Raw genomic sequence first — 19,154 nt, forward strand, 5'->3', positions numbered from 1 at the left:
AGCGGAGCGGAGTGGAGCAGAGCGGATTGACGAAGGGGACATGGTGAGTTGAGAACGGAGAGGTGGTCAGGTGAGGCGGTTGGGAGTGGTGTCGTGGAGGGTGAGGGTCTTGGGGTGGGTGCTGGATTCGGTAGGGGCTTCGGGTGTTGCGGCGATGGCGGACGGGGTGTCGGCGGGTGTGGTGGGTGCGGCGCCCGTCGCCGGGCGGGTGGGGCGGGCTGAGCCCGCGCGGACAAATCGGACATGCGAAAGGCCGCTCAGAGTGAGCGGCCGATCGAGGCGGGGCGGGAGGGGCGGGGAGGAGAGATCACCCCCCGCCGCGCCGGGGCATGGACAGGACGAAGGCGAAGAGAGCACCGAGGGACACGACGATCACCACGGCGGTCGCGGGCGTCGAACGAACGCCTATCGCCACGGCGAGCCACACGGTTCCGAGCGCGACGACCGCGCACGGCACGCCCCAGAACAAAGCCCATCGACGCCACGGGCCGGCGCTGAGCGTCTGCATACTGCGAACCTCCGGTCTCACTGGCGGGGCGGTGAATTCGCCGCCCGTACAAGGGTGCCCTGCTGCTGCGCCCCAGGGAGAATCCTCCCCTGGGGCACTGACAGGTTCAGCCGATGCGCTCGACGTGCGTGAAGATGACGGTGTCGGCAGAGTCGGCCACGAAGTCGCGCTCCCCCTGGTGGTTGACGAACTGGTACGTCCCCGGCGGCACATCCACGACGGTGTGCGGCCGGTCGAATGTGGCGGGGTCGCCGCCTCGGGCCTTCCAGTGTTCGAAGTCTGCGATGGAGTAGGCCCACAGAGCGCCGCTGATTCCCGCAAGGCGGTCGCCCTCAGGGAGCACAGGTTCGCCGTACTCGTTACGTTCCGGGTTGGCGATGATGTAACTGTCCCGGCCGGTCCGGTACAGACCGGCTCCGTGGAGAACGAAGCCGTAGGCGCAACCGATCGCGGCCATGGCCTCCGATGCCTGGGCCTGCCCGAGAGCGGAGTTGTAGCTGGCGACCGCGTGGCTGTCCCAGTTGTAGACGGGGCGCAGGTCGGCCGCGACGATGATCCTCCCGGACGTCACGTTCAGGGTGATCTTGGTGGTGATGCCGTCCGGGTAGGGGCAAGGGCCAAGCGCATGGACGGCCTTGTCGACGACCTGCCGTTTGGGGTACATGTCGCAGACAACGCAGTTGAGCGTGGTCTGTACGAACGGTGTGCCGTCGAACCACATCACCTCCGCCTCGTTGACCCCAGGGAATTTGTGCCCGTTGGTCTGGAGGGGCAGTGTCTCGGTGGTGGTGATCATGTGGCGTGAGCTCCTGATTCTGTGCCGCGACGGCTGGGTCAGCGTCCGGGGCGGTCGTGCCGGGCCGGCGACCTGCGCGCCGTCAGGTTGATGCGGACACGGGAGGCGGGAAGGGGCGAGTCGCAGACCATGCAGTGCTTGTCCTGGGGGCCGTTGTTCGTGTCGCAGTGAAGGCACTTCCGCAACTTCCCGGCTCCTCTCCTGGTGGTGGGGTGGCTGACGTGGCCGCGGCCGGCTACAGCAACAGTCTACGCCAGTAAAAACAATTATGCAATTAACATTGTGGGGGTGAATTCACCCCGCCGGTGCGCGGGAGGGGGTCTCGCCCTGCGGCGGGGCCCCCTCCGGCCGTGCCGTCTACCGGCGGAAGCGGTTGCGCATCCGGTCCTGCTCCGCTGCCTCTTCGGCGCGACGGCGTGCGCGGTCCGCCTCTACTTCCGTTGCGGTGGCCCAGACGAACACGCCGGGCTTCACGTACAGGCTGAGGAGCTTGCCGTCGCGGATGGCCTCCAGCTCCGCCCGCTCGTCGGGGGCGAAGCCTCGGATCTTCCACCGATCGTCGGGCAGACCGTTCATGCCGCCGGTGTCCCCGTGCCGGATGTCGCGCTCGTCGGCCGCTTCAACCTCGGCGGCGGGCCGGACCTTGCTCCCCAGGCACGGCAGACAGTAGGCGCCGGACCGGAAGATGCCGGTGTCCTCGTGGTGCTCCAGTACACGGGTGGCCGCGTTGAAGCACATGCCGGTGCTGCACTGACCGCCGGGGCCGATGCCGAGTCCGCACGGCATGGTGATCTGCATGGTCCTGCTCCTCTTGTTCGGGGCTCTGACGGAGTGGCTGGGGGCTCTCCCCCTGCCCTCCGGCTCATGTCTCAACTCTACTGTCAATAAACCAATTAAGCAATATGCGAATGGTGTTCATCGTCTAAGCGTTACGTGTCCACGTGACGCCGTCTCGCCCCTCAATCGAAGTTTGTTACGGGTTTACGCTGCGAAGTTCTTGGTGAACGGTCTACTGTTACGTATGCAGTGCACGATTCGGTACGGGTCGTTGTGAGCGCTGCCAGTAGTGGGTGTGGCCCTGCACAAGCCCCGATGAGGTCGGCGCGCCCCGGTTCTATGTCTGGAGTAGTGATGGCGTCTGTTCCCGCGCCGGAGGAGTCGGAAGCGCGTGTTCCTGTCGCAGCTTCCTGCCCGTCCGGCCCTCCTGAAGAGCTGCAGGTGTCGACGGCACGCGTCCGCCTCTACGACCTGGTCAAACTGGCCCAGGAGAACGGGGTCGTAACGGTGGTGGCCAAACGCGCCCGTGGCCACCTCTTCCGGGCCGCTCTTATCCCCATCGGACGCCTGGACACGTCTGCGCACGCCCGCCTGCGGAACTGGCCGGCCTGGCTGCGTACCGCAGCACGGCCCAAGCTGGGCGACCTGGTCCGGGACGCGGCCGGGGACGGTCGCGCCGCCGGCGTGCCGCAGGTGATTTTGGATCGGGCCGACGCAACGCCCCTCGCGGTCCTGGTCGACGCCCGGCTCGTCTCTTCCGACGGCATCCCGGTGCGGGTGCCTGAACCCCCTGGGGCCGACACGGCAGTGTCGTCGGCCGAGGTCCCCGACCAACAGCCCAACGATGCCGAGCAGTCAGTCGCTTCGGTCGCTGGTGGGGTGATCACTGCCCACGACGCGGACACGCCCGAGTCTGCCCCTGCACCCGGAGGCAGCGAAGGGAAGCGGCCGCTGGCCGCGTTCGGGGACGTGCTGGGGGAAGTACTGGCGGCGCGACAGCCCGAAAGCCGGCCACAGGACGCGGCACAGTTCGGGCTCACCACCCTGGACGCGGCCGTGGGCGGGCTTCTGCCGGGCAAACTGACCCTGGTGGCGGGTGCCCCCAACGCCGGGGCGTCGCTGCTCCCCGCGGCAGCTGCCCGGCACACAGCACTCCACCGTCAGCTTCCCGTGCTGTACGCGGCGTCAGGACTGACACGCACGGACGTCGTGATGCGGGTGATCGCGGCAGAAGGCCCCGTGCACTACCGCAGGCTGCGCCTCAACCAGCTCACGGACCAGGAGCAGCAGACCGCGGCCGCGGTCGCCGAGAAGCTGCAAGCACTCGCCGGCACCGTGTGGCACATCGACGACGGCACGGGACTTCGGGCCGCTGACATCTCAGAGGCCGCGAGGGACATCGAGGGCCTGGCCCTGATCGTCGTGGACCGGTTGCAGCGCCTGCCCGACCCTCTCGTCCCGCTCTCCGGCAGCGACCTGCCGGCGGCCGCCCAAGCCCTCGCCCAGCTCGCCCGAGTCCTCCGGGTGCCCGTGGTGGCCGCAGTCGACACCGACGAAGAAGCCCTGCTCACCGCGCTGGATGCGGACGTAACCCTGACCGTGACCAGGCAGGATGAGCGAGCCGAGGTGACCTACGCCGAACGGGACTTCGGCATTCTGTCGACCGTGGAGCTGCGCGCCGACCTCGCGTGCGCCCGCTTCACCGACACCCCCGCTGAGGCCGAGGAAGCCCCAACCACAACCCCCTTGGCCGGCGCCACCGCGCAGGCTCCGGTCGCCGAGGCTTCTGCCGACGCGCCTGTCGACTCCGTCGAGGAGGCCGACCTGCTGGCCGCGGCGAAGCCGTTCACCTCCGGCGCCTCCACCGGAATCTCAGCGCGTCTCAACGGCACGCTCGCTGCCCTCGCCCAGGCGCGTGCAGCCGGTGACGAACAGGATCTCGAAGTGCTGCGCCAGACGGTCGCCGCTCTGGCCGCCCAGGGACCCCACATGCCCGAGACGGACGAGGGACAGCGTTTGGGCACGGCTCTGGCCGCGTTCGACAAGGCCCGACGAAGCACTGCCCCGGCCAGCCCGCAGGCGCCGGCCGGCATCACACCGACTGCCGCCCCAGCCCCCGCGGCATCGGCCACCGTGACCGAACGCACTGAGCCCGAGCCCGAGCCCGAACTTGTGGCCGAGGCCGAGGACGTCTCGGAAGCGTTTCAGGACAACACGGTCCCGCCGGAGGACAGCGGGAACGTGAAGCGCGGCCGGACCTACACCTTCTTCACCAACAAGATCGCGGCCGCCGTGGACCAGGCGCTCCAGGAGACCGGCGGGGACATCGACGAAGCGGTCAAGCTGCTCAAGCGCAAGGCGGTGCCGGACGCCATGGCGCTGTTCAAACTCTCCCGTGTGGGCGCCACCTACGAGCATTCCGTTTACCCGGAACCTCTGGAATTCCTCTCTAAGCCCTCACAGAAAGAATCGGATCAAATCTGGGAAGGGCGCCACAAGTGGCGCAATGAGTCACTGCGAACCGCGGTGAAGAAGGGTCTGCAGGCCGCCCTCGATGTGACGGCCCTTGACACCAACTGTGCGTATCTGTCGGCGTTCAAGACGTACTTGCCGATCGGTGCACTGCGTCACCATGAGCGCGGCTACCTCTCGGGCGAGTCAGGCATCCACCGCGTTGACCACTTCGAATGGCATCACGAGGACCTCCCGAACCCACTGGGCGGCCGGGTCGAGCCGGGCCCGTACCTGCTGGACGAGGCCACGGTACGACTGCTGATCCGGTGCCACGAACTTGGTCTCTCCGAGCCGCCTCACATCCTGGAGTCGTGGACCTCGGGTGGTACGGAGGCACTACTGGAAAAGTTCCGCCGAATCCTGAACGAGTCCCGGACCGAGGCCGTCCAGAGCAACGACAAGGCCACGGAGGAATACGTCAAGGCCATGTACTCCCGATTCACTTCGACGATCGGTGAATCGGGAAAGAACCAGGAACTCCGCCGAGCCGACTGGGTTCACATCATCCGGTCGCAGGCCTTCGCAAGCCTCTGGCTGAAAGCCCACCGAGCCTATCGGGAAGGCCTTACTCTGGTGCAGGTCGCTGGTGTTGACGAGATTCATCTCTCCGGTGACTGGCGACAGATTTGGAAAGAAGGCCGGATGCCCGGTGAGATTAAAATGAAGCGCCTCTACACCCTCGGAGGGAATTAACCCATGCCGTACGACGACAGCGGCTGGCGTAATTTCGGTCGCCTCGGCGCGAACCGATCCCCGGAGAACGTGCGCGGCGGGGCGGCTCTGGGCGCGGCAATGGAGGAGGCCCTGTCACGTCAGATCCGTGAGGGGGGCATCCGTTCCCCTGTCACCACGAACCGCGGGCTGAACGCGAGGCTGAACTACCTCGACAGTGACGCAGGCCGGCAGGCCATGGCTGACGCCGGCGTCGACGTGACGCCGCGCACGATGAAGAAGTGGTTCGACGGAACGCAGCAGCCCTTGCCCTCGAACAGGGAGAAGATCGACACCGCGTATTGGGGCCTGCGTACCGATCGGTTTCTGAACAACCTGGGGGCGTTCAAGCAGCACCTGAACAACCGTGGTCGCGGTACGTCCATCGAGATCCACCCCGTCAACCAGGATTTTGTCGAGGAGAACGCGCGGCGCCCGAACCTTGAGGGCGAGCAGGCGCACCGCTTCCTGCCGAACGTCCGCTACATCTGGGACGAGGCGGTGGACGCCATGAGGGACGGCGACACGCAGAAAATGGAAGAGATCTGGGACGACGTCATCGCCGATCTCGATAGCGACTGGGGCGCTTACACCTACGTCTCCTACGTCGGCCTCGGCGCGTGACCGACCTGGTGCTCGTGGCGCCGCAGGTCGGCTTGCCGGCCCGGTAACGCGCAGGGCATGGCGAGGCGGGGCGGGAGGCCATGCCTCCCGCCCCGCCTCGCGTCCGTTCTGTCGCTCAGATGCCCTCGCTGGATGAGTCAGGTCTCGTTGCGGCAGACGGGGCAGCTTCCGGGGTCGCTCGCCGCGTGGCGCTGGCGGGCTTCGCGGTCGTCTTCCTCGTGGGAGTACCGGCGGTCAGCGCAGTCGCCGCACTTTTTGTCCTCCGAGCCGCCGCCCATCTTGCCGCGGCACCACTCGTTGATGCAGTAGCCGGGGCAGTCGTCCCGGGTGCACCGGCCGTCGACAACGTAGCCGGGCTCCTCGCCGAGCGGACAGTCCTCGCACTTGGTGAAAGCGGTGCTGCCGTTCACGCGGGTCAGCCGGGCGGGCTCGGGCCCGACGTAGAACCACATGCCAGGGTTGGCGGTGGCGAACTCCGCGCGCAGGACCGACAACACGCGGGCCCGGACCCGCTGGTACCTGCGGCGGGCTGTGACGGCGTCCGGGGCGCACACCGCTGCTTGCAGAGGAATGTGCCCGTAGAGGGAGTAGGTGCCCGTGCGGTGAGGGACGGGGCCACCCGCGTCGTCGAGCGGGGCAAGGATGTCCTCGTCGCTGCCCACGCTGAGCGTGACGGACGGGGCGGCGGCCTTAGCCGTGTCCCGCACGGCCGACAGCACTTGGGCGCAGGCCCGGTCGTTGACCTCATTGGCGGCGACGACGTTCGCAGCCTTGACCTCGGTGACGAGCGGAAGTTCCACGGCGAAGGTGAAGGTAGGCAGGGGGGCGGCCATGGGTGTCTCCAGGTACGACGAAATGGGGGGAGGGGAGGGTGGCGTGCACAAGCGCCTCAGGTCGTTCGCTCATGCACGCTGGCGCGCGCCGGACAGTCTCCCCGGGCGCAGCGGCCGTATACGGAGTGGCCGCGCTCGCCGGCGGCGGTGCCGGCCCTGCACGCGACTGGACCAGACTCGTTGATCTGGTCAGGAACCGGGTGTTGTCGTCGATGGCCCGTACCTCCGCGCGGTGTGCGGAGCGTGTTCGCTGCGAGCGGGGTCATGGCTTTCGGTACCGGTTGCACTCGCGGTCGTGCCGCTGCCCGTACCGCTCCTGCGAGTAGCAGTCGCAGTGTCGAGAGACGGGCGCGGTGAGGTAGTCGGCCATGAGCATCGCGGCAGCAGCTGAATCGGCGGCGCAGTCCACGAGGTCACCGTCGCCTGCGATGTACAGCGGATCACCGAGGGGCTCGCCCTGGTCGTCGTGCACGAACACGGTCCATCCCGTGTGCGCGGCGGGTGCGTGTTCCACCGAGGAAGCCCGGTCGCCCACAGACAGGTGGAAACTGGAGCGGACCCTCCACGACGGGGTGTCAGGCTCGAAGGCCACGGCGTAGGTCATGCCGATGGCATCGGAGTGGGCCCTGACGTCGTACGCGGCGAGCGCGTCGAGCAGCATCGCGCCTGCGGTGGACGCTGCCGACTCGGGTGCGGGGTTGCTGGGCATGGTGAGGTCTTTCCGTGTTCTGGAGCGGAAACCGGAGCTTCGCGCAGTGAGCCGGGCGCGGTCGTTGGAGCGTTCGGGGCCGTGCCCGCCCCGCCCCAGTGGCGGGGCGGGGCGGGCACGGGGCGGTCAGCGGCGCTTGTTCCGGACCTGGAGGGTGCGCTCGTAGTTCTGGAACCGGGCCTTGGCGATCACGGAGCGGTCCGAGGTGCGCAGAACGATGCCCTCGGAGCGGCCGCTGACGTCCGGGTCCAGAGCCACGAGAGTGGTCGGCATGTGCCGGTCGAGGAAGGCCTGCATCTCTTCGATGCCGGTGGGCAGTTCGCTCCCCGCGACCGTGGCCAGGCGCGGCGTCAGCTCGATGCCCTCGGTCTTCGCGACCGTGGTGAGTTCGTCCTCCGTGAGGAAGTCCTGACCGCCGTTGTCCCGCCACGCGGCGATCGCAGCGCGCGGCTGCTCCATGGTGGAGGGCTGGATGGTGGCTACGTCGAAGAGGCGGTGCCCGACGGTCTGCCCGCTGGTGTACTCGCCGCTCGCGCGGCTGATGTTCTGGCCGCCGTAGACCTCCAGGTAGTACACGACGGCCCCGGTGTCGGGCGAAGTGATCCGCTCGGCGAGCGGGCGGAGAGCATCGACGATGCTGAGCCGGGGGTTCCAGACCCTGTCACCGCGTGCGTAGAACAGTTCCTCGCGGCTCCCCAGGAGGTAGTCGCCGCCGGGGAGGCTGATGATCCTCGCGTTGGTGCCGTCCACCTTCTCGGTCAGGATGACGTCACCGGTGAAGGCGGTGGCCTTCTCGATCAGCCTGCCCCCCTGTGCGAGCTCGTGGTAGGTGAAGATCGACGGGTACTTGGTCGCCGAGTTGAGCGCGTTGAGATCGAGGTCCGCGACGGGCATGGGGTGCTCCAGGGGGCGTGATCGGTAGGGGGTGTTGAAGCACTCCCGCGCTCCAACAACTCAAACTCTACGTCAGTAAATCCAATTAAGCAATATCTCTCGGGTGTTGATGTGGCGGCCCAGACGATTCAGGCAGCCGTTCCGTGACCCCCGCATGCAGGCGCGGGACTTGGTGGTCCGCCGGTCAGTGCGTGGCCGGGCCCGTCACGTGACCGTTGCCGACGCGTCCCGCCCAGATCCGTCCGCACGCGCATCGAACGACCTCCAGCCGGGCCTGACGCTGCTGCTCGGTGCCTTCGGGTCGGCCAGTGCGTTGCCACGGTGCCAGCAGCGCGATGACGTCCCGCAGGGCGGCGTGGACCGCGTCGTGATCCGGGTCGTAGGCCCGCACCCACTGGTCGCGGTCGTTGTACAAGGGGCGGCGGCCGTCCGCCTCGTAGAGAGGTTCCGTCGGTCCGGCCGGAAGCGCAGAGACGGCCCGCGACAAGACCGTGCGCACCTCGGTCAGCAGGCGCGACACCTCCCGGCCGCGTCCAGCGGGGCGGACTTCGCGCAGACCATGCTGCTCGCCCGACGCCCCGCCCTCCGGCTCCCCTCCGACGCCGCATTTTCCCGAAGAGGCTGCGCCGGCTGGCGTGCCCTGCGAGAGCGGCCCGTCTCCTTCGGGGCCCGCGCACGCGTGGTCAGGGCAGGAGGCTGATGGGTGCTTGGGCCGGTCCTGGTCGCAGCCGAGGACGGGACAGAGCCGTTCGACCTCATGGGTAGGGGTGTTGGGCAGCATGTACCGCAGGCCGGCCGGACCGATGACGACCGCGACGTCGACGTCGACATGTGCGAGATCGACGCTCACCGTCCAGTCCTCGACGTGTCCGTGTCGGTAGAGACCATAGGCGCGGTGGTCCTGGAGCGCAGTGGCGTACAGCTCCAGCACCGCCGCGCGCGCCACGGGGACCTGCGCACCGCCAGGGAGTTGCAACGAGGCACCCTCCCCGAGAGCGGAAGCGACAAACTGATGAAGCGTGATCATGAGAAGAGTCCTCAGGTAGAAGAGGGGGCGGTGGGGAGGGAGTGGCAGCACCGCACCCCGGAGCTCCAGGCTGTCGAGAGCCGGAGCGCCGGGGCGCGGTGCTGGAGGGCCGGGTGGTCATAACCGGTCGCGGGGCAGGGGGTCGCTCTTGTGGCGGGGAAGCGGAGGGATGGCGGGCATGGACAACTCCTCAAGGGTGGAAGTGCGGCGGGAGGTTCTTTCCGGTCGGGACCGGTGAGTCAGCTGCCGAGACCTGCTGTGGGGCCTACCGGACGGATACGGACGGGGGAGCTGAACGGGTCACGACTCGCGTCGGCCCACTCGTGAAAGTCGCGGAAGAGGGAACCGCAGCCACCCCTACACCGGTACTGGCCAGGCCGGAGGCCCTGTTGCTCCTCATAGAAGGGAACGACGAGGTGGCCGACGGCACTCTGGTGCACGCAGAACCCGGCCTGCTCGTGGGCGTCCAGCTGGTCGCCCAGGGCTTCCATCGCGGCCTGCTCCAGGTCGGCCTCTCGTCGGTTGTCCGACCACGCCTGAAGCGCATCGGCGGTCGTTTCGTCTTCGTAGTACACGAAAAACCTCTGGAAAGTGCGGAGTGTGGTTCGGCTGCCGGGGGTGTGGGCTGTTCGGCCCCACGGGCATGGTGTCCGGGATCTCCGTGCCCGGACGGGTGGGGCTTGCTCCTTCAGGCGACGTCAGCTGAGCTGAAGGCGGGTCGTGACCGGGTAGCGGGTCAGAGAGATCCAGTCGCAACCGCCCTCGGCGTAGAGGGACTTGGTGTCAGGGTCTTCTCCGGACTGGTCCACGTTCAGGCCGAACCGACGAGCAAGGTCACGAACCTCCATGAGGAAGTCGTCGAGCGCAAGATCCCGGTCGGTGTACACCCCTTTGATGCTGCCGCCCTCCTGTCGTTCGCCAGCCTCAAGGATCCACACGCTCGGTATGGCCTGGGTGGCGGTCGCGGGAAGGGTGACCTCAGTCATCGTGGCTCCTGAAAAGGGGGGGATGTCGGGCGGGCGGCTCTCCCTGACAAGAGAGACTCTACGCCAGTAAATCCAATTAAGCAACTAGACTAGAGGTCTAGTTCCCTGAGCGCCGCAAGAAATCTGACTGCCTCGCGCGGCAGGGCCGCCTCCCGCAGCAGCCGCGTGCGCAGGACAGGAACATCAAGCCGGATGCCCAGCGGCTCGACCGCATCGCTACGGACAACCTCGTACCTGGCGGTCGAGATCATCCACGCCTCGTACCGGTCAGCCGGTCGACCGCTGCGCGCAGCGTGACCGCTGTTGGGGGCGAGGCTGGGACATGGGCAGCTCGGATCTGAGCAGCGCCGGCCTGCGGGATGTCCGGCGAGAGCTGGACGCTCACGGTACTGCGTCGCTGTGCCGTTCAGCATGGGACAGGAAGACGCCGTGTAGGGCTGACATTCCGGGTGCAGCGCGGGTTCGGGTGCGTAGCCGCGCTCGACGTCGGCGGGCCTGACGATCAGGAAACACCGCTCTTCCAGCGGCTGCCCGCAGGTCTGGCACAGCCGCTCTAGAAAGGCGCGTCGCACACGATGCGGATCGAGACTGCCGAACACGGCATGTCCGCGGTCGGCCCCCGGCAACCAAGCCGGAGCTGACCCGCCATGAACCACGGAGATCCAGGGGACGACCAGGCCGCCGGCGCGAGGCCGACCTGCACAACGCTCAGGAACAGGGACGGGGCGAAGTGAAGCCATGATCAAGGTCTTTCAGAGGTACGGGACGAAGCGCGGCCTGCGCGGAGATGGTCTTTGAGGCAGCTCACCAGTACTTCCTTCGACTGTCCTCACGGGCACGGCGCAGACGGTTGATCGTTACGGGGGCGTACTCCAGTGCCTGCACTGAGTCGAGCAGAGCATTGAGCGTCTGGAAATACCGGGTCGGGCTCATGCCGAGCTGCTCACGGATGAGACGCTCACGCGGCCCGGCGGGCAGTGCCGCCAGGCGAGCCTGGGCGTCGAGGATTTGCCGTTCCTGCTCAGTCAGCGACTGCCCGCCGACGGACTCCAGGGGAGACTGGCTCTTGCTCATGTCAGGGCAGCTCACGGAGCTCGGGCCGGCCCTGCGTGATGTCGAGGGCACCCGGATAGCCCAGGGATACGAACCAGTCAGCGAGCTTCTGGTGCACATCTGGCACGAAGTGGTCGGGTCCGGAAAAGCTGACCGATTTCGTCTCGTTCAGCGTCCCCTCCACCACCATGTCCCAGTGCAGCTGACGCACCGCGCGCTCCAGAGGAGACCCCGCGGCATCAGGGGTGCCGTTCGACTCCCCCCACATCTGCCGCTGATCGCCCGCGGCACCGATGCGGCAGAATCCCAGCTCGGCGAAGATCGCCGACAGCTGGTCCGTAAGCCTCACTCCCGGGTCCCCAAGCCATTCGAAGCTGAACAACTGCGCCAGAGACCTGCGCTCGGCCGGCGCGTGCCCTTCCTCGCCCCACATCGCTTCACCCGGTGCAGCGAGGGGGAGGAACTCCAGGAACATGCGGCGGACAACGAAGGCGTACGGGTCAATGAGCAGCCTGCGCGCTCCTCCGGTCATCACACGTCACCGCCCTGGACGCGCTGCTCATACTCAGCGGCGAGGGCAGTGGTGGCGCGATCGATCTCCGGGATATCGACCCAGGCGTTGGACCTGCACACCGTGTGCGCGGGCAACCCGGTCAGGTACTCCTCGTAGAAGGCCTGTCCCGCCTCGGTGGTTCGGACGAAGCTGTCGTTCTCCGGCTCTTCGCCATCGGCCAGCCAGGCCACCAGGCCCGCGTCCACGAGCGGCCGGACGTGCCTGTCATACCCCCCGAGCGTGTGGTTGTACTTCGCATCGTTGCCCTCGGCGGCACCTCGCAAGATGCCCAGAGTATGTGTCCAGCTCACGTGGCTGAGCTGCGCCCTGCTGTCCATTGTGATCTTTCCCGTTCGGTGATGGTGCCGGGTGTTCGGCACGTCAGTCCGCCAGTCCCCTGAGCTGCGCGATCTTCGCGTCAAGGGCATCCGCCATCCGGCGCAGATCGGCCACCGGGTCGGAGGCCGGGGTGCCGAGCATCCGCTGCAAGTCCCAACGGTCCGCGATGTTCCGCAGCCCTGCCGAAATCTGATCGGCCTCGAACATCACCCGCCTCTCGCCCGACGGGTGGTCGTCGAGACTCACCACGCCGTTCAGGTTGAACACCGTCTCCGGCGTGGCGTCGCCGCCCGGGGTGAGTCCATGGCCATCCGGACCAGTCATACCCGACCTCCTGTCAGCACGGTGCTGGTGGTAGTGCTCTGCACCAGCCGGGTCGCGACGGCTACCGCACGGGGGTTCCACGCTTCGGTCTCGGAGGCGTTCTCTCGGATCTCGATTGCGGCAAGGCGCGCCTCGGCGCGCTTGGCCATGCGGCGGGCGGAGCGGCGCTGGTTGCGCCTGCTCTCGCCGCGACGGCGCGGGAACGGCCGATTCTCATCGGGGGACCAGGGGCCGGTGCGGTAGTTGAGTACTGCCATGACTGCTCCATCCTCCAGATCGTTTTCTTGTGGGCGGGTGGGGACTCGAACCCCTCTGCGCGGGAATTCTCCCTTTTTGCCACCATGGTGAAGGGGAATCGAACCCCACTTCCCCGGCCAGGGGAACGCCCCGAATCGAACGGGACTACGACCTGTCATGCCACCTTCGGGCGGCCTCGCCATCCAGTAACTTCAAATCTACTGCAATAGATCAAATTAAGCAACTTGTATTTGCGTCCCCGCCTGTCCGCCGTCCGCCCCGCCATGGACCACGGAGATTTAGGGCACTACCGATCCGACGGCGCGAGGCCGGCCTGCGAAACGCTCCGGAACGGGGTGGGGTGAAGCCATGATCAAGATGCAGCTCGCTCGCCGGCCGTGCCTGCCCGCTGCCCGCGCGCGGTGTTCGGGATCGCTCGGCGCTGTTCGCCGGTCACTGCGCCTCCTGTGAAGTCCGCCCGGGGCGGGGCGGACTTCACAGGAGGCGGATGGGGGCGGCGCGGCTGTTGGTCGCTGGTCAGAAGTTGCCGTAGTTGACCTGCCAGGTGGGGATGCCCATACGCCGCCACAGCGCAACGACACGGTCCCGGTCGTCGAGGGAGACACGGATGCTGAACCTGCGCCGGACGTGAGCGTCGAAGAGCTCGTTCTTCACGATGTCATCGCGGCGGGTATCCCCAGAAGCCCGCATCCACAGTTCGTCGTACGGAACCGAGTGACGGTTGAGCCACGCTTCGGTCTGCTCGCGGAAGTCCTCGCTGCGCCCCGATAGCAAGACGATGCGGTCACTGTTGAAGGCCTGCAGGGCTACCAGGGCATTGCGGACTGGTGCGTTGAGGCGGTCCGTGCCGCAGAGCGTGAAGTCGTACGGGCCTCGTTCCTCCATGAGGGCGAGGGTGCCGTCGATGTCGCACATTACTGCGGAGGGCAGTGACGGGTCCGCAACGTAGGGCGTGGGCGCCAGCCGGTCGTTGAGCCAGTCCCCGGTGAGCCGCCAGCCACGTTTCGTGGCCTTGGCGTGCGTGCCTGCCAGACGCCGGATGACGGCCTCTCCTACGGAGCTGGAGCGGGCTTCGTCGCGACGGATGCACTCGTCCACCGGCACGTGGGTGAAGTCGTGGACGGTGAAGGTGGCCCGTCCGGCGACCACGGTCTTCAGACGGGCGGGAATCCGCGGTGTGAGGTGCGTGTTGTCGACGACCACGTCGAAGCCCGCGTCGACGGCGGCGCTGACGGCGGCGTCCTGCATGTCGAGGGCGGTGCGCTCATGCGCCCCGGTCCAGGACCCGTCGTGGCCGATCATGGCCCTCAGATCGTCGAGGTTGATGCGAAGGACGCGGCCAGCGGAATCGGCGGAGAGCTTCCGTGCGAAGGTGCTCTTGCCGGAGGCGGGGAGGCCGGACATGACGTGGACGGTTGGCATAGCCAAAGCTCCTGGATGAGATAGAGGAAGAAGGGGAGGCGGGGGTGCCGGGCGGGCCACGGCGCGGTCACCATGGCCCGCCTTCGGGGAGGGCTGCTCAGCCCTCGTCGCCGCTGCTGTACGGGGAAGCGTCACCGCGAGGGCGAACCTCCTTCCACGCCAGCGCGGTGATGTCCCGGCCCTCGTACAGGCGGAACAGCGCCGCCCGGTAGGGCGAGTTGACCGCTTGCAGAGCGAACTCCTTCCGCTCGTTCAAGTGCCCGATCTCCTGGTACGCCGCAGTGGCCTCGGCGATCCAATCGGAGACCTGCGCACGCATCTTGTCGGCGACTCGGTGGGCCCAGTCACGGAACTCGTCAGGCACCTGGTCAAAGAGGTCCGCGGGATCATTCCCGGCGGCGAGGACCTCCCACACGGTGCGCTCATTGGTGCCGGTGAACAGTGCGTGGATCTTCAGGTAGTCGGCGAGCTTCACCTTCGCCCTCAGCCCGGAAGCGAAGCGGATGACGTAGCCCTCGGCTTCGGTGCCGCTCACGAGGTCGCCGTCCACCGTGCTGTTCGCCGCAACGAGCTGCTCCAGAGTCTCCACCGAGTCTGACAGACCCCAGGCGCGCACCGTGGGGCCGATCGGCTCCCAGTGGCGGCCAGCGACTTCCAGCGGAACCTCCCCGAGGTCCGCCGGGCGGAAGGCTGCGAGCAGAACCAGGTCTTCACGCGTGCCGTAGTCGATAACGATGCGGTTCCCCGGGAAGATCATCTCGGCGAGATAGGTGAGAGTCGGGTCCAGACGGCTGGTGTCGGATCGGTCCAGAACGGCCTGCGCCCACTGGGCCTGGCCGGAGATGAACGATCCCTTCGACGCCGCGTACCACTTGCCTCGGTAGTTGAAGACGATCGCCAGGGAACCGTCGGCCTTCTCGAACACCTCGAAGGGCTCGGCGGGCAACGGAGGGGCGAACGCAAGCCCGTGGTTGTGCATCGTCGTCACGAAAATCTTCGGGAAGGGCAACGCAACGATCGCGCCGCTCTCATCATCAACCACGAGCCCTCGGCACCGCATGGTGACGTCATTCCACAGGTTCTCGTACTGGCAGACCGGCGCGTAGGTGAGGATCGACAGCGGCAGATGAGGGTGCTGCTTCCGAGTGACGTGGCGGTCCCGAAGAGCCGAGGCGAGGTCATCCGGCGGTATCAGCATGTCGAGGTAGGTCACGGCGATTTCACTCCAGTCATTCCCCAGCCCAAGGCCAGGTGGAACCCATCTGAGGTCCGCGTAAAAGGGGTTGGTGTTGCTGCAACAAGGCCAACACTACGCAAGTAAAAGCAATTAAGCAACTTACATTTCGGGGTGTTGGCATCTTCCGGGCTCCGCCCCGCCGCGCGCAGGCCGAACGCCGGGACAGTCCCGCGACGTGGTCGACCATCTTCCGGGGCACCCGGTGACCTGGCTGGCGCGCCTGCGGGGTGATCCGGCTGCCGGCCGGCAGCACACATGGATGAACTGGGCGGCTATTCGTCACAGACCGGGCAGACAGCTCGGCGGCAGTCCTGACAGTGCTGCGCGAGGGCCATGCCGCACCCCCTGCACCGGGTGCTCCTGGGGGCGCGCCGCACGCTAGTGAGCCAGCTTGTGGTCACGGCCGCGGTGAGCATCCCAGAGTTGCCGTCTTGGTCCATCCACGTGGCACCTGCGAGGGGGAATCGCAGCCCATCCATGAATTCGTCGTGGTTGTTCCCGTGGCGGGTCATGATCCGGTCCTCTCCCGTGACTGTGCCGCGCACCAGGATCGTGCGCGCGGAGCCGGGGCCCGTACCCAGGGGCGCCATGCCCTGGAATCCGTAACGGGTCTTGGTGAGGGTGTAGCGGAAGCCGATGGTGTCGCCCAGCTGGACGTCGTGAGCTTCGACCCGCTCAGTGAGGCCGTGATGGGCTGCGCGGAAATGTCAGTGGTCGTTCGTCGTTTTGCTGTCGCTGGATCTGAGATGGATGAGCGTTGTTCATTCTTGGCCTATGGACGGGAACGTGGTGGCGTTGGTGACGTGAGTGGACTTCGCTTGACCTGCCCGACCGTTGAGGTGCTGCGCGTGCCGCTGGCGGCGCCGACCCAGAGTCCGCGCGCCCACAACTACTGACAAGCCCGACTGCTGAGCGTCTGCTGACGCACTGACACGTGGCGCCGATCGGCCCTTGACACGCGTGACGAATCCCCAGGTCAGTTTCGTGCAGACCAGCAGGCTGGCCTCTTGGTCAGGTGAGGCGTTTGATGTGCGCGAAGATCACGGTTTCGTCGGCATAGTGATCGAAGCCGTGCTCCCCGGTGTGGTGGGTGAACCGGTACGTCCCCGGCGCAACGTCAATGACGGAGTCGGACCAGCCGAGCTCGTCGGGGTTGCCGCCTTGAGCCTTCCAGTGTTCGAAGTCGGCGATGGAGTAGGCCCACAGGTCGGTGCAGATGCTCGCCAGGCACGTGTCCTCGGGAAGCGACGGGTTGTCGTCCTCGTCGCACCTCGGACTGGCGATGATGTAACTGTCCGGTCCCGTTCGATACAGGCCGGGGCAGCTGTTGCGGACTGGGCCGTAGGCGCAACCAATGGCGGCCATGGCTTCCACCACCTGCGCCTGACCGAGGGCCGTGTTGTAGTCGGCCGCCGCGTCGTCCTGCCAGTCGTAGACGGGGCGGAGGTCGTCGGTGACGAGGAGCTTCCCGGACGGCACAATGAGGGTGATGTCAGTGGTGATGCCGTTCGGGTAGGGGCAGGGGTCCTGCACCTCGACGGAATCATCGGTGACGCGCAGTTTCGGATAGATGCCACAGATGGCGCAGCGGCTGGGGCCTGAGACCAGGGGCTCGTGACCTTCGAGCTGAATAACCGTCACCTCGCTCGCACCTGGCAGTGAGTGTCCGTTGGCGTTCAAGGGCATCGTCTGGATAGGCGTGTTGTCTTCCTGGGGCTGGCGGTGCGTCAGGGCTGCCGTAGGTGCTTGCGTCATTGGTCGGCGATCCATTGGGTCTCCTGTCATACCTGCGAGATGCATGCCCGCCCGAGAGCCGGGTTTGTTTGTGGGCGGGAGGGGATTCGAACCTCTCTGCGCGGGATATCTCCCTTTTTGCCACCGTGGTGAAGGGGAATCGAACCCCACTCCCCTCCAGGGGAACGCCTCGAATCGAACGAGGCTACGACCTGCCGTGCCGCCCTTGGGGGACTCGCCCCCAACAGCGTTGACTCTACCCGAATAAAATCAATTAAGCAACTTGCTTTGAGTCTGGTAGCCGTCCCCCGCCCGCCGCCCTGCGTCCGCCGCCTGCGGCTGCCGCCCCTCCGCTGCTCCGCCCGCCGTCCCCTCCGTCCCCGCCCCGTGCGCGCCGCTCCCCATACTCCCGCCCCGCGCGTCGCCCCCGCCCCGCGCGTCGCCCCCGCCCCGCCCGCGCCGCCCCCGTGCTTCCGCCCCGAGCCCCGAGCCGCCAGATGCCCCGCCTGCTCGCCGTCCGAGCCCGCCGCTCCGCGCCCCACACCCCCGACGCGCCGCGCCCGCCGCGCCGCGCGCCGCCGGCCCGCCGCGCCGCTCCGGGCCGCCCCGCCCGCCGCGCCCTCGCGCGGTCGTGGTGCTGGGCTGTTGTCCTGGTGCCTGCTGGTGTTCGGTGATGTTCGGTGGCGTTCACCGAACATCACCGAACACTGGTGGGCTCGACGACGACCGCCGGCTCCGGACGCCCGGGGTCTGGGGCTTGTCGAGGGTGTGGTGCTGGTGGTGCTGGGGTCGCTTTGGGGGGTCTGCCTGCGGGTTGTGGTGCCGGGTGGCGGCCGGGTCTCCTGGAGCGTGAGGGCCGGGACGCCGTCGGCCGGTTGGCCGGTTCGGTGCCGGGTCGTTGGTGGCTGCTGGTTGTGCGGTGGTGCTCACCGGCTTCTGTGCCGTCGGGTGGGTCGTGGACTGCTGTGGTCTCGCCCGAGGTCGCTTCCCGCCGGCCCGGCTCGCGCGGTGGCTCTGCCGGGCCGGCGGCCGCCGGGGCCGTGCCTGCTCGTGCTGCTCCGCGGCCTGCGCTCGGCTGTCGGTCCTGGCCGTCGTGCGCGCCGCGTGGTCCGCTGGTGCTGGAGCTGCCGCCGGAGCCCGGGGTGCGGTGCGGTTGCTGCCGTGCGGGGGTGGTGGGGTGTTCGGGTCCGTTCGGTGTCCGGTGCGTGTCCTGGGCCGGGTGTGGTTCGTCGGGCCGGAATTCGGCCGCGGTGCGCGCGGAGGTGAATTCCGCAGCTTTGGCCCGGTGTTACGTGTCGAATTCGAGGGACGTTACGTAACACATTTCGGGCCCGATCCGTTACGCTTTCTGTTACGGGTTATGACGGTGAATAAGTGATGCCGTACTGCGGCTTATTGCTGGCTTTTCGTGAATGCCCGTCAGATTCCTTCGCCGTGGGTCTGGAAATGTATTTTCAGGTGCCATCCGAACCCATCGGTAAGTAATTTGGTGTAGACCACTTGTGATCCGCCGCATTGTGTGTTTATGATGGACCGTCAGAAAGCATCGGCGCCCGGCAAGTTGCGGACCCACTCTTGTTGCTGCCATACTGTAACCACAACAGAGCGGGACCAAGGAGCCCGGAGGGCGACGCGGGGCCCACCGAGAACAACAACGCCAGCCACTGACCAGCGAAAACACACGTCAGAGGCACACAGACCAAACCGGCCAGCACCCCGGACCCCGAAACCGAGACCCGCCGCCGGCCGACAGAGAACCATCGAGAGTAACGAACTCCGGCCCACCGTTCTCCTCGGCGTTGCGGAGCAACGCAACAACATTCCGTCGCGAAGTGACGGCGCGTCATGTTGCCGG

At 67.3% G+C, this 19,154-nt stretch carries 21 protein-coding genes; 3 read left to right on the forward strand and 18 right to left on the reverse strand.

Annotation, left to right across the window (positions count from 1 at the left end):
* Window positions 1-307: 307 nt before the first annotated feature.
* The 3 genes from OG413_RS44945 to OG413_RS44955 all read right to left on the reverse strand — a co-directional run bounded on the left by OG413_RS44945 (window position 308) and on the right by OG413_RS44955 (window position 2,102).
* On the reverse strand, window positions 308-508 hold the full coding sequence (locus OG413_RS44945; RefSeq protein ID WP_266815820.1) for a hypothetical protein: 201 nt from the start codon (window positions 506-508) through the stop codon (window positions 308-310).
* Window positions 509-614: 106 nt separating this feature from the next.
* Window positions 615-1,304: a hypothetical protein gene (locus OG413_RS44950; protein ID WP_266815821.1), complete on the reverse strand. Its 690-nt coding sequence runs from the start codon at window positions 1,302-1,304 to the stop codon at window positions 615-617.
* A 357-nt stretch (window positions 1,305-1,661) separates the two neighbouring features.
* Window positions 1,662-2,102 carry a hypothetical protein gene (locus OG413_RS44955; protein ID WP_266815822.1) on the reverse strand — a complete coding sequence of 147 codons (441 nt, stop codon included), beginning with the start codon at window positions 2,100-2,102 and terminating at the stop codon, window positions 1,662-1,664.
* A 489-nt stretch (window positions 2,103-2,591) separates the two neighbouring features.
* Here OG413_RS44955 and OG413_RS44960 point away from each other — a divergent pair, with 489 nt between their 5' ends.
* Window positions 2,592-5,288, forward strand: coding sequence for a DnaB-like helicase C-terminal domain-containing protein (locus OG413_RS44960; protein WP_266815823.1), 2,697 nt, complete (start codon window positions 2,592-2,594; stop codon window positions 5,286-5,288).
* Window positions 5,289-5,291: 3 nt separating this feature from the next.
* Window positions 5,292-5,930: a hypothetical protein gene (locus OG413_RS44965; RefSeq protein ID WP_266815824.1), complete on the forward strand. Its 639-nt coding sequence runs from the start codon at window positions 5,292-5,294 to the stop codon at window positions 5,928-5,930.
* A gap of 137 nt (window positions 5,931-6,067) precedes the next feature.
* Here the strand turns inward: OG413_RS44965 and OG413_RS44970 are convergent, their stop codons facing one another.
* The 14 genes from OG413_RS44970 to OG413_RS45035 all read right to left on the reverse strand — a co-directional run bounded on the left by OG413_RS44970 (window position 6,068) and on the right by OG413_RS45035 (window position 15,541).
* Window positions 6,068-6,763 carry a hypothetical protein gene (locus OG413_RS44970; RefSeq protein WP_266815825.1) on the reverse strand — a complete coding sequence of 232 codons (696 nt, stop codon included), beginning with the start codon at window positions 6,761-6,763 and terminating at the stop codon, window positions 6,068-6,070.
* A gap of 262 nt (window positions 6,764-7,025) precedes the next feature.
* Entirely contained in the window at window positions 7,026-7,472 is a 447-nt protein-coding gene (locus OG413_RS44975) for a hypothetical protein (RefSeq protein ID WP_266815826.1), read from the reverse strand.
* 126 nt (window positions 7,473-7,598) lie between these two features.
* The gene (locus tag OG413_RS44980) at window positions 7,599-8,366 is read right to left on the reverse strand and encodes an RNA ligase family protein (protein ID WP_266815827.1); all 768 of its coding nucleotides are present in this window, start codon (window positions 8,364-8,366) and stop codon (window positions 7,599-7,601) included.
* A 184-nt stretch (window positions 8,367-8,550) separates the two neighbouring features.
* Window positions 8,551-9,393 (reverse strand): hypothetical protein, encoded by an 843-nt coding sequence (locus tag OG413_RS44985; protein ID WP_266815828.1) that lies wholly within the window; start codon window positions 9,391-9,393, stop codon window positions 8,551-8,553.
* Window positions 9,394-9,632: 239 nt separating this feature from the next.
* Window positions 9,633-9,968, reverse strand: a complete 336-nt coding sequence (locus OG413_RS44990) for a hypothetical protein (RefSeq protein ID WP_266815829.1) — start codon at window positions 9,966-9,968, stop codon at window positions 9,633-9,635.
* A 123-nt stretch (window positions 9,969-10,091) separates the two neighbouring features.
* Window positions 10,092-10,379 carry a hypothetical protein gene (locus OG413_RS44995; protein ID WP_266815830.1) on the reverse strand — a complete coding sequence of 96 codons (288 nt, stop codon included), beginning with the start codon at window positions 10,377-10,379 and terminating at the stop codon, window positions 10,092-10,094.
* An 89-nt stretch (window positions 10,380-10,468) separates the two neighbouring features.
* Window positions 10,469-10,630, reverse strand: a complete 162-nt coding sequence (locus tag OG413_RS45000; RefSeq protein WP_266815831.1) for a hypothetical protein — start codon at window positions 10,628-10,630, stop codon at window positions 10,469-10,471.
* A gap of 553 nt (window positions 10,631-11,183) precedes the next feature.
* On the reverse strand, window positions 11,184-11,453 hold the full coding sequence (locus OG413_RS45005) for a DUF3263 domain-containing protein (RefSeq protein ID WP_266815832.1): 270 nt from the start codon (window positions 11,451-11,453) through the stop codon (window positions 11,184-11,186).
* Window position 11,454: 1 nt separating this feature from the next.
* Window positions 11,455-11,907, reverse strand: coding sequence for a hypothetical protein (locus tag OG413_RS45010; RefSeq protein WP_266815833.1), 453 nt, complete (start codon window positions 11,905-11,907; stop codon window positions 11,455-11,457).
* A gap of 56 nt (window positions 11,908-11,963) precedes the next feature.
* Window positions 11,964-12,323 (reverse strand): hypothetical protein, encoded by a 360-nt coding sequence (locus OG413_RS45015; protein ID WP_266815834.1) that lies wholly within the window; start codon window positions 12,321-12,323, stop codon window positions 11,964-11,966.
* 43 nt (window positions 12,324-12,366) lie between these two features.
* Complete coding sequence (locus OG413_RS45020) at window positions 12,367-12,648, reverse strand: hypothetical protein (protein WP_266815835.1); 282 nt, start codon at window positions 12,646-12,648, stop codon at window positions 12,367-12,369.
* Window positions 12,645-12,905, reverse strand: coding sequence for a hypothetical protein (locus tag OG413_RS45025; protein ID WP_266815836.1), 261 nt, complete (start codon window positions 12,903-12,905; stop codon window positions 12,645-12,647). Before OG413_RS45025 ends, OG413_RS45020 begins: the two co-directional genes overlap by 4 nt.
* Window positions 12,906-13,422: 517 nt before the next feature.
* Window positions 13,423-14,328: an AAA family ATPase gene (locus OG413_RS45030; RefSeq protein WP_266815837.1), complete on the reverse strand. Its 906-nt coding sequence runs from the start codon at window positions 14,326-14,328 to the stop codon at window positions 13,423-13,425.
* Between the two features lie 97 nt (window positions 14,329-14,425).
* The gene (locus OG413_RS45035) at window positions 14,426-15,541 is read right to left on the reverse strand and encodes an RNA ligase (protein WP_266815838.1); all 1,116 of its coding nucleotides are present in this window, start codon (window positions 15,539-15,541) and stop codon (window positions 14,426-14,428) included.
* A 455-nt stretch (window positions 15,542-15,996) separates the two neighbouring features.
* On the opposite strand from OG413_RS45035, the gene OG413_RS45040 reads away from it, so the two are divergent.
* The gene (locus tag OG413_RS45040; RefSeq protein WP_266815839.1) at window positions 15,997-16,461 is read left to right on the forward strand and encodes a hypothetical protein; all 465 of its coding nucleotides are present in this window, start codon (window positions 15,997-15,999) and stop codon (window positions 16,459-16,461) included.
* Window positions 16,462-16,576: 115 nt separating this feature from the next.
* Here the strand turns inward: OG413_RS45040 and OG413_RS45045 are convergent, their stop codons facing one another.
* On the reverse strand, window positions 16,577-17,320 hold the full coding sequence (locus OG413_RS45045; protein ID WP_266815840.1) for a hypothetical protein: 744 nt from the start codon (window positions 17,318-17,320) through the stop codon (window positions 16,577-16,579).
* Between the last annotated feature and the right edge of the window lie 1,834 nt (window positions 17,321-19,154).

This window comes from Streptomyces sp. NBC_01433, from assembly GCF_026340105.1.
Taxonomy (GTDB): Bacteria; Actinomycetota; Actinomycetes; order Streptomycetales; family Streptomycetaceae; genus Streptomyces.

Bases quoted from the DNA above. Each gene is read 5' to 3' on its own strand.
- OG413_RS44945 (WP_266815820.1), bottom strand. From the start codon at position 508: ATGCAGACGCTCAGCGCCGGCCCGTGGCGTCGATGGGCTTTGTTCTGG.
- OG413_RS44950 (WP_266815821.1), bottom strand. From the start codon at position 1,304: ATGATCACCACCACCGAGACACTGCCCCTCCAGACCAACGGGCACAAA.
- OG413_RS44955 (WP_266815822.1), bottom strand. From the start codon at position 2,102: ATGCAGATCACCATGCCGTGCGGACTCGGCATCGGCCCCGGCGGTCAG.
- OG413_RS44965 (WP_266815824.1), top strand. From the start codon at position 5,292: ATGCCGTACGACGACAGCGGCTGGCGTAATTTCGGTCGCCTCGGCGCG.
- OG413_RS44970 (WP_266815825.1), bottom strand. From the start codon at position 6,763: ATGGCCGCCCCCCTGCCTACCTTCACCTTCGCCGTGGAACTTCCGCTC.
- OG413_RS44975 (WP_266815826.1), bottom strand. From the start codon at position 7,472: ATGCCCAGCAACCCCGCACCCGAGTCGGCAGCGTCCACCGCAGGCGCG.
- OG413_RS44980 (WP_266815827.1), bottom strand. From the start codon at position 8,366: ATGCCCGTCGCGGACCTCGATCTCAACGCGCTCAACTCGGCGACCAAG.
- OG413_RS44985 (WP_266815828.1), bottom strand. From the start codon at position 9,393: ATGATCACGCTTCATCAGTTTGTCGCTTCCGCTCTCGGGGAGGGTGCC.
- OG413_RS44995 (WP_266815830.1), bottom strand. From the start codon at position 10,379: ATGACTGAGGTCACCCTTCCCGCGACCGCCACCCAGGCCATACCGAGC.
- OG413_RS45000 (WP_266815831.1), bottom strand. From the start codon at position 10,630: ATGATCTCGACCGCCAGGTACGAGGTTGTCCGTAGCGATGCGGTCGAG.
- OG413_RS45005 (WP_266815832.1), bottom strand. From the start codon at position 11,453: ATGAGCAAGAGCCAGTCTCCCCTGGAGTCCGTCGGCGGGCAGTCGCTG.
- OG413_RS45010 (WP_266815833.1), bottom strand. From the start codon at position 11,907: ATGTTCCTGGAGTTCCTCCCCCTCGCTGCACCGGGTGAAGCGATGTGG.
- OG413_RS45015 (WP_266815834.1), bottom strand. From the start codon at position 12,323: ATGGACAGCAGGGCGCAGCTCAGCCACGTGAGCTGGACACATACTCTG.
- OG413_RS45020 (WP_266815835.1), bottom strand. From the start codon at position 12,648: ATGACTGGTCCGGATGGCCATGGACTCACCCCGGGCGGCGACGCCACG.
- OG413_RS45025 (WP_266815836.1), bottom strand. From the start codon at position 12,905: ATGGCAGTACTCAACTACCGCACCGGCCCCTGGTCCCCCGATGAGAAT.
- OG413_RS45030 (WP_266815837.1), bottom strand. From the start codon at position 14,328: ATGCCAACCGTCCACGTCATGTCCGGCCTCCCCGCCTCCGGCAAGAGC.
- OG413_RS45045 (WP_266815840.1), bottom strand. From the start codon at position 17,320: ATGACGCAAGCACCTACGGCAGCCCTGACGCACCGCCAGCCCCAGGAA.